Below are 12,852 nucleotides of genomic sequence, written 5' to 3'. Positions count from 1 at the left end.
GAGTAAAAAATGACGAGAGCCCGATGTTTAGACTATCGTACCTAGTAGTGATTTTGGTTGGGATTCTACCGCTGATTCCCGGCCTAAGTGGCGTGATACTCTCGTCGTTTAATTACATCCCATCGCTCGGTTTTACGCAGCCTTCCTGGCTTGGTTACGTGCAATTAGCAACATGGAGTGGTTGGCAGCAATCGCTACTAATCAGTCTTTTTAGTGCATTATTCAGCACCTATCTTGCGGCTTTTTTCTGCTTTGCGGTTTTGCAGCAATTGTGGGGACGAAAATATTGGCACAAAGTGGAAACGCTACTCTCTCCGCTGCTTGCAATGCCTCATGTCGCCTTTGCCATTGGTTTCGCATTTTTATTTGCTCCCACAGGTATGTTCGCTCGGGTTGCCAGTCAATGGTTCGATGTTACCGCAAACAGCGCTAACACGACTTGGTTGGTCAACGACCCATACGCATTGGGCTTAACTTTAGCGTTAGCACTAAAAGAGATACCTTTTCTACTCCTAATGAGCATTCCTGTGTTGCAACAACTCAATCTACAGCGCAGCCAGCAGGTCGCTTATTCATTAGGCTATTCAACTCAACAAACTTGGTTCAAGTTAATCTTTCCACAGTGGTTGGCCAAGATGCGTTTCGCGCTATTTGCGGTCATTGCTTATGGCGTATCCGTGGTTGATCTTGCCTTGATCCTTGGACCAACAAATCCCCCTACTTTAGCAGTGCTGGTTTGGCAATGGTTTAATGACCCCGATCTCGCCTTAATGCCACGCGCGTCTGCAGGCGCAGTTGTGCTATTCCTATTGGCAAGCGGCCTGATGCTGATGGTGATCGGTATTGAAAAGTCACTGACGCAATGGTGGAAAACGTGGCAATTTTCAGGTCGATTCGGTTGGCGATTACCCGGTTTAGCCATTTTTTCCATCTCAGCACTACTCGCAGCCCTGATTTTTCCACTGCTGTTATTGTGGAGTTTTGCACATCGCTGGCGCTTCCCGGATCTCTTACCGAGTCGCTTTAGCGACCGTTTTTGGCAACTTGAATGGGCCAACATGGCACCGACGTTAACAAACAGCCTAGTTTTAGCGCTCGTCAGCGCCAGCATCGCATTATTACTGGCCCTGATTGCACACGAATACAAAACTCAGCACAATCGTCATATTCCTGATTATGTTATTGCGCTACCGATGCTGCTCCCACAGTTGTCGCTGCTATTTGGCTTACAGGTTGCGAGTTTATATTTATCCAGCGAACGCTACTTTCTCTGGGTGACATGGTCTCATGTTTTCTTTGCTTTCCCTTTTGTTTATCTGGCGCTTGATGGGCCTTGGAAAAGCTATAATCTCAATCTGTCTAAAACAGCCCTTAGTCTCGGCAAGTCACCACTGCGCGTTTTCATTCAGATCAAACTGCAGTTGCTCTTACCAGCGATCTTTTACGCTTGGGCTGTGGGCGCCAGTGTGAGTCTTGCGCAATACCTGCCCACACTGATGCTTGGTGCCGGACGTATCGCCACAATTACCACAGAAGCGGTCGCGCTATCGAGTGGCTTTGATCGCAGAGTGACGGCCATTTATGCTTTGTGGCAAGCTCTCTTACCCTTTGTCTTTTTCTCAATGGCTATCTTGCTTGGGCGCTTATCTCTGCGTCGCAAAATAAGTCAATCCAAGGAATATCGTATTCATGACACTTTCGCTCGAAAACCTCGTCATTTATAAACGAGACGGCCAAGCGCTGTGCTCACCAATTAGCCTCACGATTAGTAACGGGGAAGTTATCGCACTAATGGGGCCAAGCGGTTGTGGTAAATCTACCCTGTTCAACCTTGTTGCCGGCCATTTAAGTGACGAATTTCGCTATGATGGAAAAGTGCAATTAAATCAGCAAGAGATTGACCATCTACCCGCTCATCAACGCGCTATTGGCATTCTATTTCAAGACGACTTATTATTTCCGCACTTAAATGTTTGGCAGAACCTCGCGTTTGCTTTCCCTAATAATGTTCGAAAAACTGAACGCAGAATCCAAGCTCTCGCCTGTTTACAATCGGTCGATCTCATCGAGCTGGCTGACTCATTTCCCGAACAAATTTCCGGCGGCCAACGCGCCAGAATCAGTTTGTTGCGCATGTTGCTCGCCAAACCCAAACTTGTTCTCCTCGATGAGCCTTTCAGTAAATTGGACAAAACGCTGCGCCTACAATTTCGGGATTGGGTGATGACGCAACTTGCCATCGCTAATATTCCGACCTTGCTTGTCACTCATGATATTGATGACGTGCCAAGTCACGCTCATATTCTGCAATGGCCAAATCCAGTGATTAATAATGACAATATGAGCATTAAGGAATAAACATGCTAGATCGGTTCAGTATCCAAATAATTCGCCAACCGCTGCATTGCGCAGCAAAAAAACTTGATAGTGCCAATATCAAAGCGAATCAAGTCACACTGTTTGGCTTCTTTCTCGGCTGTTTGGCGCTACCGGCGTTAATTGAACAACACTACCTTTTGGCGCTGATTTTTATTGTTCTCAATCGAATTTGTGATGGGTTAGATGGTGCATTAGCGCGCATTCAAGGCATTACAGATGCGGGTGGCTTCCTAGATATTAGTCTGGATTTCTTATTTTACTCATTGATTCCATTTGGTTTTGTATTAGCAAACCCAGAACAAAATGCAATTGCTGGCGCGTTCATCATTTTTGCCTTCATTGGCACCGGATCTAGCTTTCTCGCCTTTGCAGTCATGGCGGGCAAAAGAGGGATCGAGAACCCGGTTTATAAACATAAATCACTCTACTATATGAGCGGCCTGACCGAGGGAACTGAAACTATTGCGTGCTTTGTACTGTTCTGTCTATTACCCCAATACTTTTCTGTCATCGCTTATGTGTATGGCGCAGCATGTTGGTTTACGACTGCAACACGAATTTACGGTGGCTATCAGGCACTGAACCAGTAATGCCTAAATATTGTGGATAAGATCCTGTAAATATGTAATTGATGAAAATTAAGTCGCAACTAGGATGGCGAGTTTCATTTACCCAATAAAACTCTCCACTTATTTTTCAATTCAGCTAATTATTACGCAAGTTTATGTGCATCAGCTTGTCATTAATAACACTCGAGGCTATGCACTTTAAAATATAATTTGTGAGACGCTTTGTGTTAAAAAAATTAATTACCAGAATAGAAAACCGATTTTCTTCTGATGGAAAAATTAAAGAATTTATACTAATAGATAAATATCAGAGTTCGTGTTTAGACTCAACGACATCACTTGTTGACCCAAATTCCACCGCAAACGTCGTGCTAAGTTTGACCACTTATACAACTCGTATAGACCATGTGTTTTTGACGATTGAATCTCTTGGCAATCAGACTGTAAAACCAAATAAAATTGTTTTATGGCTCGATGATAATGAGTTCAACGAAGAGTCCTTACCCGGAACTCTGAAAAAACAGAGAGATAAAGGGTTAGAAATTCGTTACACAGCCAACACGGGATCGTACAAAAAACTATTCCCTGCCATCGAGGCATTCTCTGATACGCACATCATTACCGTTGATGATGATATTTTATACCCATACGACCTTGTCGAACGTCTATTGAATCATCATACAAAGCAACCTTTGGCTATTATTGGTTGCCGAGCTCATAAAATCGTTCGTAATACTGATGCTACGCCGAAGCCCTATACAGAATGGCTAAACGAAGTTGATAAAGCAGACAATAATGATGCCTTTCTCACTTCAGGTGGCGGTACTCTTTTCCCACATACTATTGATCGAAAAGCATTTTTAAATAAAGACTTAGCATTAAAATTATGCCCTAATGCTGACGATATTTGGATCAATTATTTAGCAAAAGCGTCAAATATCGAGATCAATAAAATGCCACTCAATACTGCGTATAGAAACAAGTTTCACTTTCTTTCAGGTGATACGCCCGAGTTAAAGCATGTCAATGTATTAGGCGGGAAAAACGAACGTTGCTTGAGTGAGATGCAAAAAGAATTTGGCTTCCATTTATAATGAAAAATTATAATGAAAAAGCCCCTTTTGGGGCTTTAGCTATTTAGAGAACACTAAACACTTCAATGAGGCTTGCTCATTGATGTCAGCAAACTCGGGTGGATTATCAAGGCGTTCAATAAACTTCAGATCTGGCGCTTCTTGTTGCATACCATCGATAAGGAAACTGCAATCCACCGCTGGTGAATTGACACACGCAAGCACTTGACCATTCCCGGTCAGTAGTTCAGGCAAGCGACGTAAAATCTTCTGATAATCTTTGGTCAGCGCAAAACTGCCTTTTTGAAACGATGGTGGGTCAATAATGATCATATCGTAAGGGCCCGCTTTCTTTATCTTACCCCACGATTTAAAAATATCATGGCCTAGAAAACGTACCTGATTGATATTGTGATCATTCAATTTATGGTTGTCGCGACCTTTGTTCAAAGAGGAACGCGCCATATCCACGTTAACCACTTGGTCTGCACCACCCGCAATTGCCGCAAGTGAAAAACCACAAGTATACGCAAACAGATTGAGAACATTGGCATGCTTCGCATGCGCTTTGACCCAATCTCGGCCTAAACGCATATCTAAGAACAAACCAAAATTTTGGTTGCGACCAATATCAAGTTGGTATTTTAAACCAGACTCAACCACCACTGGGCGAGAATCAAAATCACCAAGCAACACTTCTGATGGCGCGCCATCGCTATAGCGATGTTGCAACAAAATGGTACGACCTTGTTTCTCTTGCCATGTCTGTGTTTGGCTTAATTGCACTAGACCTTGCTTTAACTGCTCTAAAAATGAGTCATCGACTGGCTTAAACAGATTTACAATCAATTGACCTTGTAGCCAATCACACGTTAACTGCTCTAGTCCCTGCCAACATTGACCTCGACCATGGAACAAACGGCGCACTTCATCTGGTGCAACATTGAGTTGCGCTTCCACATGATCAAAAAAAGTCGCTAATTGATTAATTTGCATAATACTTCTTATTTCTTAATTACTGGCCAATTGAGCTGCCAAGGAGATAACCACTGTTCGATCCCCGCCTGTACCGACGAGTTCAACCATTTACTGCCCAGTTGAGGATAGTCACGCGGATCACAAATGAAATCAAACGACTCGCCCAAATATTCAAAACGTAGCGCAAACGCATGTAGATAGCCTCGATCTGCGTGACTGGCAACGTTATAAATTGGATCGCCAACAATAGCAGAGCCAACCGATTTCAGTGCGACGCGGATCTGGTGTGTTTTACCCGTATGAGGTTTACATAGGAACAGTCGCTCACCTTCCTCGCCTGCCAATGAGAAAAACTGCGTTACTGCAGGATTTTCTAAGCTATTCAGTAGCATCCATGATGAACGGCGTGAGCGAACCATATCACCACGAACCAAGCCCTGTTTCTTTTTCGGTTTTTTACTGCCAATCGCAAGGTAGAACTTGCCCACCTGACGTTGTGCAAACAGCGACGACAACACACTCGCAGCCTGACTGTGCCTCGCAAGGATCAACAAGCCCGACGTCATTTTATCTAAGCGGTGAACCAGAAAAAGCTGATTGTCGCCCGATTGTTTGGCGACTTCCTGCAATAACATGGTGTCGCCATCATCTTTATGGACGGAAACATCAGGATGCTTATTGATGATGAGAAAGTCAGAATGGTTAAAGAGGATATCAAACATGAAAAAGGCTCCATTTGGGAGCCGAGAGTATATACACTCCTCTGCACCATATAAAGGCTTGAGGAGTGTTGAGTCGCGTTTAAGTGCAACGATTAATAAGCGATGTTGCTAGGCAATTCGAAACTTACCCACCAGATCCTCAAGTTGCGACACCTTCTGATTCAATCCAGCCACATTAGTTGAACTGCTGTTGGCCAGCTCCAATGAATGAGCCGAAATATCACTAATAGAAGTAATGTCCGCGGCTATTTCACGTGTCACCGCCGTTTGCTCTTCTGCTGCTGTCGCGATGGAATTAATCATGCTTTGTACATGGCTCGCACCTGCCACAATCTCTTCTAAGGCATTGACGGCACCTTCACTCTGGCTCACGCCAATTTCAACCAAACGACAGTTGTCTTCAGTATAGGTCACTGCCTCTTGCGTGCCCGCTTGTATAGATTGAATAATACCGGCCACCTCTTTGGTCGCATTCGTCGTTCGCTCTGCCAATGCTCGCACTTCATCTGCAACCACAGCAAAACCACGACCAAACTCACCTGCACGTGCCGCTTCAATCGCCGCATTCAATGCGAGTAAGTTGGTTTGTTCGGCGATATCTTCAATCACTTTGATCACCGAACCGATCTTTTCACCATGACTGCCAAGTTGATTCATTTGCGTCGACATGTCACCCATTTGCTGGCTAACTTGTTGAATACTTGCCACCATGTCACGAATAACATCTCGCCCACCGACCGCACTGTCTTCTGAACGTTTGGACTCTTCAAAAGTGGCACTGCCTTGCTGTGCCACTTCGGCAATTGTCAGGCTCAACTCTTCAGCAGCGGTTGCAATCAAACCTGCTTTATCCGCCTGCGCTGAAGCGCCACTTACCACATCTTGGCTGATCAATTCCAATTCATTGGTCACCACTTTCACTTCATTAGATACGGTAGAGATAGAGCCGATCAGCGTGACTAATGAACCCTGCATTCGATTGATTGATACCGCGAGATTAGCGAGCTCATCACCAGACTTGTCAACGATGGCTTCAGCGGTAAGATCACCCTCAGCAACCGCTTGAGCGACTTCATCCAATTTACTGAGTCGAGTAGTAATCGAATTCGACAAGATATAAGCAATGGCGCAAGTGAGAAGGAAAACGATCGAAGACAAAATAATAATTGTATATTCAATGGTCGTAAAAGAATCACTGAGCCCAAGCAATGCGGTATCAGTATCCGCAATCTCGGTCGTCGCGACTTCATTTAACATTGTTTCAATCGGGATTAAAAATTCATTGTAGTAACGACGCAATAACGGCATAACAGCCGCAAAGGTATAATTGCCTTCCAACATCGGCGCAATATTGGCTTCAAAACTCTCAGTAAACTGAGCCATCAAGCGCTCAATTTCTTCCACACGTTCTAAGTCGCCTGGACTGCTCGTTTCAAGCAGCTTAAGTTTGGCGACAATATCGGCAAATTCTTGTTTATTAGTATAATAATCGTCGATAGCCCCCTTCACTCCTGTGACAGCCCCTGTGGCATCACGATAAACATCACCAGCTTCATCAATCATGATGAGATAACTAACCACTTCGGGCACATCATCGAGACGAATTTCATCCGCAACGGCGTGTGATGACAATACTTCTTTCCAAATCAAACCGACCATTAGAATCAAAACTGCGAGAATTGAACCAAATCCCAAATACAACTTCTTTCTTACTGACAATGTCAAAATACACCTTCCTAGTGGTAATAAAGCTTAAATCTCACGTGCTTAGCACGATTTACCGATTATCATCTTGTTATCGTCTCGTCGTCAGGCTTCTTTATTATTAATTGGCTCAATATAAAAAAGCCCCCTAATAAAGGAGGCTTTATGCGAGTTAAGTCACAGCGATACCATTACAAAATGGAAAAAAGGAACACAGCCATAATCGCAACTGGACAGACAATACGCACATACCAAGGCCAAATCTTCCAAAATAGTCCTTGAGCGATCTCTGGGTTTCCTTCTTTTAGTTCATTAAGTAATTTGTTGCGATTCCAAATCCACCCGACCACAATCGCCCAAATAACACCAAGTAACGGCTGCATGTAGACAGTCGAAATATCCGCTACCAAACCAAACAGTGAACCAAAGTTAAGGGCGATAACAATACTCAGCACTAAGATCGCACCACCAATTGCCCAAGTTGCTTTACCCCGTGTCATATTCAGTTCATCTTGAGCACAAGAAACTGGCACTTCAAGCAATGAAATAGAAGAGGTCAACGCCGCTATCACCATCAAGACAAAAAAGCCCGTGCCGACAATAAAACCCATACTTCCCATGGTATCGAACATGGCAGGTAAGACAGCAAAAACAAGGTCACCTGAGCTCATCAGTTCACCGGCTGCATTAAAAATTTCCACCCCATTATTCTTGGCCACAAACATCGCAGGAAGAATCAATAAGCCGGCACTAAATGCTACAGCGGTATCAATCGCAGCAACTTGCGCTGCCGTTTTAGGGATGTTCACATCTTTCTTAAGGTATGAACCGTACACCATCATCGACCCAACACCCAATGACAGCGAAAAGAACGCTTGCCCCATTGAATCAACAAGTAAACTCGGAGTGACATGTGAAATATCCGGGATCAAATACATTTTAAGCCCGTCAATCGCTCCATCTTGCGTCAGGATATAGATAATCATCACACCAAATAGCACGAAGAGCATCGGCATTAAACGAGTTGACCATTTTTCAATACCATCAGCGACCCCTTTTTGCACCACGTAGATGGTTAAAAGAGAGAACAAAACAGCAAGAATGACATTGCGTGCATCGCCAAAGTTCACCAGCCAATCAGCCGCAGCTTGTAAACCGACAATCTCTAATACCGGTGCAGCGGCAAACCCCATTAACCAACCAGCAAGAATGGAATAGAAGCTCAAAATCATGGATGCGGCAATCATGGCTATCACGCCAAAAAAGCTCGCAGCCGCACGATTTTTGGTCCAAACGCTGCGTAGTGAAGCGATCGGATTGGACTGGCCGTAGCGACCAATGGTCAGCTCTGCCACTAGCATTGGAAATGCGAGTAGAAACACCATCGCTAAATAGATGACTAAAAAGGCCGCGCCGCCATTGCTCGCAGCTTTTGTTGGGAAGCCCCATACATTGCCAAGACCAACAGCAGAACCTGCCGCCGCCATAATGAAACCTAATTTCGTAGAGAAATGGCCTCTTGAATTACTTGCCATAATTGTTTACCGCTTTTTGTTGTGTGTACATTGTTGTGTGTCATCGCAGGCGTCAAACAGGATGGTGTAAATCAATGTTTACACTTCATTAAAAATTTAGTGTCGCACGATGTCTGGCAAGTAAAACAGTTTGAGAATAAAATTGGAACCCCGATAGGGATATTTACCACTCAACACACAATTATTAGCCTTTATTTGCTGCTTTTTTGATCAAATTTAACATTTTATAACAATTCACTCCAACTCATTACACGTATCGCCTATTTGTTAATCGGTTTGTGCTCCATCCTAGTTTCAGACCATTAATTACCTAATTTTGTTCGGCTTTTATTGTTATAGCTCGCAAAATCGGCCAAGATTGAAGCAATCATCCTTATCTAGGAATCTCGATGGAACAGTTCTATCACTACGTCACGCTTGCAGGTATCGTGTTGTATTGGATTTTGGTGGCCGGTGTCACTTTGCGAGTAGTCCTCAAGCGCCGCGCTGTCAGCGTTTCACTTGCTTGGTTGATGGTGATTTACATCATCCCAATTGTTGGTGTGCTCTGCTATTTCTTATTTGGTGAACTCAACCTTGGCCGTAAACGGGCCGATCGTGCTCGAGAAATGCTGTCTCCTTTCGTGGAATGGTTCTCTAAACTAAGTCACTGCCAAGCACACTCAACAGAAAACTTCGGTCGGCATATTTCTCGCATTGATGAGCTCTGTAATAACCGTCTTGGTCTCCCCGCCCTCAGCGGCAATGAACTGTCTTTGCAAAGTTCACCACAAGAGATCATGCGCTCGGTGATTGACGACATCAATCAAGCCACAACAAGCATTCGAATGGTCTTTTATATATGGCACCCAGGAGGAATGGCAGATGAAGTCGCTAACGCTTTAATTGCTGCTGCCCGTCGTGGCGTTGAGATCAAATTGTTACTTGATTCAGCGGGTAGCCCACGTTTTTTCCGTAGCGAGTGGCTGGCAAAGATGGAACAAGCAGGTATTCACGTCGTGCAAGCACTCGCTGTGAGCCCTTGGCGGATTTTTCTGCGTCGTCTAGATTTACGCCAACATCGCAAGATCATCGTGATTGATGAGAAAGTCGCTTATACCGGTTCGATGAACATGGTCGATCCCGCCTTCTTTAAGCAGAATTCTGGTGTGGGTCAGTGGATTGACATCATGGTACGAGTGACGGGGCCAACGGTAAATGTACTTTCTGCTATCCATAGTTGGGATTGGGAGGTCGAAACGGGCGAGCGTAGTTTTCCACTTATGCCTGAATGTGGTGTTGACAAGAGTAGCTCAGAACACCCTATTCAAGTCGTACCATCTGGCCCTGGCATGCCTGAATACTTAATTTATCAAGTATTGACGTTGGCAATCAACCAAGCCAATGATTCGGTTCGCATCACGACACCTTATTTTGTTCCAAGCTCTGATCTACTCGAAACATTAAAAATGACGGCGCAGCGAGGCGTTAACGTTGAGTTAATTATTCCCCATAAGAATGATTCGCTGATGGTGCAATGGGCATCAAGAGCTTTCTACAGTGAGCTAATGGAAGCGGGTGTAAAAATCTATGAATTTGATGGCGGTCTGTTGCATACCAAATCGGTCGTGATCGACGAGCAGTTTTGCTTAGTCGGCACGGTTAATATGGACATGCGTAGCTTATGGCTCAATTTCGAAGTGACCCTCGCAATTGATGATCAAGAATTCACGCAGAAAATGCATCAACTTCAAGCGGGCTATATTGCGCAGTCCCATACAGTCTCCTTAGACGAGTGGCGACAGCGCTCAATCTATTTCCGCTTCTTGGAGCGCACCTTCTATCTATTCAATCCGTTACTGTGATTTTATTTCATCATCCCAGACCGAGCTATGCTCGGTCTTTTTTTGCCTATTCAGCATGATAATGCCGACTACCCTTGCTTTGTCGTTATGAGCATGTTTTAAATATACCCAGTAAATAATCCCACGATTTAGGACAAGGACTGCTTATGTCAGAAGGAAAAAAAACCACATTCATCACCGCTGGTCGCGATAAAAAATGGACCAACGGTGTCGTTAATCCCCCAGTTCAACGCGCGTCAACGGTTGTATTTGATACCGTTGCCGAGAAAAATCATGCCATTCTTAATCGCGCAAAGAAAACCCTTTTCTATGGTCGTCGTGGTACCAATACTCACTTTGCGCTGCAAGATGCCATGATTGAAGTCGAAGGTGGCGCGGGTTGTGCTCTCTACCCCTGCGGCACCGCTGCGATTTCCAATGCCATACTTGCTTTTGTCGAAACGGGCGATCACATCTTGATGGTCGATACCTGTTATGAACCGACGCGTGATTTCTGCGACAAGATCATGAAGAAAATGGGCATTGAAACCACCTACTTCGACCCAACGATTGGCGAAGAGATACGAGATCTCATTCAACCAAATACGAAAGTGCTGTTTTTAGAGTCTCCTGGTTCTATCACTATGGAAGTGCAAGACGTGCCGACACTGGCCCGCATTGCTCATGAGCAAGAGATTGTGGTCATGCTCGATAATACTTGGGCGGCGGGGGTTAACTTTTCCCCATTTGATTTTGGTGTAGACATCTCCATTCAAGCTGCCACCAAATATATTGTGGGCCATTCCGATGTGATGTTAGGCACCGCGGTCGCCAATGAAAAACACTGGGATCAACTGCGCGAACAGAGCTACTTGATGGGACAATGCGTCTCCGCTGACGATGCTTACCTTGGCTTGCGAGGTATTCGAACCTTAGATGTGCGCTTGCGTCAGCATGCTGAAAACAGTTTAAAAGTCGCTCAATGGTTACAAACTCGGCCTGAAGTTGACCATGTACGTCACCCCGCTCTTACAACCTGCCCAGGGCATGAATTTTTCCAACGAGATTTTACTGGCGGCAATGGCTTATTTTCTGTGGTATTAAAAAGCAGCTATCCTAAAGCAACCACAGCATTACTCGACGGTATGAAACACTTTAGCATGGGGTATTCATGGGGAGGGTATGAGAGTCTTATACTGGCCAATGAACCAAAGAGCTTTAATAGTTTACGCACTGTCGCGCATCCAAACTTTACCGGCACATTAGTTCGACTGCATATTGGGCTGGAAGATGTTGACGATCTCATCGCCGATCTAGAGCAAGGTTTCGCTCGTTACAACGCACTCATTTTAGAAAAAGAGACGTCTTATTAAATCGCTCATCCGTTGTTTTAACCGATAACTTGGTTAAAAAAGCCCGCGTATAAACCGCGGGCTTTCTCATTCGCATCCATATGATGGGATATGTCCTCAGTGCGTGATTGTGTTACAAATGCGCCTTTTTGGGACAGGTTTGCAAATGATCATCAACCATCCCCGTCGCTTGCAGAAAAGCGTAGCAAATCGTTTCGCCAACAAACTTAAAGCCGCGTTTTTTAAGAAATTGACTCATCGCCTTAGACTCAGCACTCGAGGTCGGCACCTCTGACATCGTCTGCCAGTGATTAATGATCGGTTTATGCTCGACAAATTGCCATAATGCATTTGAGAGTGAACCATATTCTTCAACCAGTCGAAGTGCAGCTTGTGCATTACTAAATACAGACCTAATTTTTCCACGATGTTTGACCACATCAAACCGGGTAATGATCTCTTCCGTTCTCGCCTCAACTTGTTCGGCACTATAGCGGCTCAATTTGGTCAAATCATACTCTTCAAACGCTTGCCGGTAACCCTCTCGTTTTTTGAGAATCGTGATCCAACTAAGTCCCGCTTGCGCGCCTTCTAGAGTAATAAACTCGAACAGTGTATTGTCGTCATACACTGGTACACCCCATTCGGCATCATGATATGCCTGCTCTAACGGATGTTTTAGCGCCCAAGCGCAAGTTTCTTGTTCCATCATCGATT

The 12,852-nt window shown here is 44.7% G+C and carries 11 protein-coding genes; 6 read left to right on the top strand and 5 right to left on the bottom strand.

The genetic code is table 11. The annotated features are described in order from the left end of the window. Nucleotides 1-23 precede the first annotated feature (23 nt). The 4 genes from RH86_RS02965 to RH86_RS02950 all read left to right on the top strand — a co-directional run bounded on the left by RH86_RS02965 (nucleotide 24) and on the right by RH86_RS02950 (nucleotide 4,042). Nucleotides 24-1,724 carry an ABC transporter permease gene (locus RH86_RS02965; protein WP_009384887.1) on the top strand — a complete coding sequence of 567 codons (1,701 nt, stop codon included), beginning with the start codon at nucleotides 24-26 and terminating at the stop codon, nucleotides 1,722-1,724. Next, nucleotides 1,690-2,358, top strand: a complete 669-nt coding sequence (locus tag RH86_RS02960) for an ATP-binding cassette domain-containing protein (RefSeq protein ID WP_009384886.1) — start codon at nucleotides 1,690-1,692, stop codon at nucleotides 2,356-2,358. Before RH86_RS02965 ends, RH86_RS02960 begins: the two co-directional genes overlap by 35 nt. A 2-nt stretch (nucleotides 2,359-2,360) precedes the next feature. Then, on the top strand, nucleotides 2,361-2,969 hold the full coding sequence (locus RH86_RS02955; RefSeq protein ID WP_009384885.1) for a CDP-alcohol phosphatidyltransferase family protein: 609 nt from the start codon (nucleotides 2,361-2,363) through the stop codon (nucleotides 2,967-2,969). A gap of 203 nt (nucleotides 2,970-3,172) precedes the next feature. Beyond that, a complete protein-coding gene (locus tag RH86_RS02950; protein WP_223296318.1) occupies nucleotides 3,173-4,042 on the top strand; it encodes a glycosyltransferase family A protein in 870 nt (289 codons plus the stop codon). A gap of 39 nt (nucleotides 4,043-4,081) precedes the next feature. On the opposite strand, the gene RH86_RS02945 is transcribed toward RH86_RS02950, so the two are convergent. From RH86_RS02945 to RH86_RS02930, 4 genes are all read right to left on the bottom strand, one after another. Beyond that, complete coding sequence (locus RH86_RS02945) at nucleotides 4,082-5,017, bottom strand: class I SAM-dependent methyltransferase (protein WP_009384883.1); 936 nt, start codon at nucleotides 5,015-5,017, stop codon at nucleotides 4,082-4,084. 8 nt (nucleotides 5,018-5,025) lie between these two features. Next, nucleotides 5,026-5,721 carry a TIGR01621 family pseudouridine synthase gene (locus tag RH86_RS02940; RefSeq protein ID WP_009384882.1) on the bottom strand — a complete coding sequence of 232 codons (696 nt, stop codon included), beginning with the start codon at nucleotides 5,719-5,721 and terminating at the stop codon, nucleotides 5,026-5,028. 108 nt (nucleotides 5,722-5,829) lie between these two features. Next, entirely contained in the window at nucleotides 5,830-7,446 is a 1,617-nt protein-coding gene (locus tag RH86_RS02935; RefSeq protein ID WP_038219154.1) for a methyl-accepting chemotaxis protein, read from the bottom strand. Between the two features lie 170 nt (nucleotides 7,447-7,616). Further along, on the bottom strand, nucleotides 7,617-8,960 hold the full coding sequence (locus RH86_RS02930; RefSeq protein ID WP_038219149.1) for a sodium-dependent transporter: 1,344 nt from the start codon (nucleotides 8,958-8,960) through the stop codon (nucleotides 7,617-7,619). Nucleotides 8,961-9,349: 389 nt separating this feature from the next. On the opposite strand from RH86_RS02930, the gene cls reads away from it, so the two are divergent. Together cls and RH86_RS02920 are read left to right on the top strand one after the other, a co-directional pair. After that, the gene (gene cls / locus RH86_RS02925; protein ID WP_009384879.1) at nucleotides 9,350-10,804 is read left to right on the top strand and encodes a cardiolipin synthase; all 1,455 of its coding nucleotides are present in this window, start codon (nucleotides 9,350-9,352) and stop codon (nucleotides 10,802-10,804) included. A gap of 146 nt (nucleotides 10,805-10,950) precedes the next feature. Further along, nucleotides 10,951-12,156, top strand: coding sequence for a cystathionine beta-lyase (locus tag RH86_RS02920; protein WP_005599619.1), 1,206 nt, complete (start codon nucleotides 10,951-10,953; stop codon nucleotides 12,154-12,156). Nucleotides 12,157-12,268: 112 nt separating this feature from the next. Here RH86_RS02920 and RH86_RS02915 read toward each other — a convergent pair whose 3' ends face one another. Continuing rightward, entirely contained in the window at nucleotides 12,269-12,844 is a 576-nt protein-coding gene (locus tag RH86_RS02915; protein ID WP_009384878.1) for a DNA-3-methyladenine glycosylase I, read from the bottom strand. Nucleotides 12,845-12,852: the final 8 nt, after the last annotated feature.

This window comes from Vibrio sp. N418, assembly GCF_000222565.1.
Classification (GTDB): Bacteria; Pseudomonadota; Gammaproteobacteria; order Enterobacterales; family Vibrionaceae; genus Vibrio; species Vibrio scophthalmi.
This window is presented reverse-complemented; position numbering and strand designations above follow the sequence as displayed.

Bases quoted from the DNA above. Each gene is read 5' to 3' on its own strand.
- RH86_RS02960 (WP_009384886.1), top strand. From the start codon at position 1,690: ATGACACTTTCGCTCGAAAACCTCGTCATTTATAAACGAGACGGCCAA.
- RH86_RS02930 (WP_038219149.1), bottom strand. From the start codon at position 8,960: ATGGCAAGTAATTCAAGAGGCCATTTCTCTACGAAATTAGGTTTCATT.
- RH86_RS02920 (WP_005599619.1), top strand. From the start codon at position 10,951: ATGTCAGAAGGAAAAAAAACCACATTCATCACCGCTGGTCGCGATAAA.
- cls (WP_009384879.1), top strand. From the start codon at position 9,350: ATGGAACAGTTCTATCACTACGTCACGCTTGCAGGTATCGTGTTGTAT.
- RH86_RS02940 (WP_009384882.1), bottom strand. From the start codon at position 5,721: ATGTTTGATATCCTCTTTAACCATTCTGACTTTCTCATCATCAATAAG.
- RH86_RS02915 (WP_009384878.1), bottom strand. From the start codon at position 12,844: ATGGAACAAGAAACTTGCGCTTGGGCGCTAAAACATCCGTTAGAGCAG.
- RH86_RS02955 (WP_009384885.1), top strand. From the start codon at position 2,361: ATGCTAGATCGGTTCAGTATCCAAATAATTCGCCAACCGCTGCATTGC.
- RH86_RS02945 (WP_009384883.1), bottom strand. From the start codon at position 5,017: ATGCAAATTAATCAATTAGCGACTTTTTTTGATCATGTGGAAGCGCAA.
- RH86_RS02965 (WP_009384887.1), top strand. From the start codon at position 24: ATGTTTAGACTATCGTACCTAGTAGTGATTTTGGTTGGGATTCTACCG.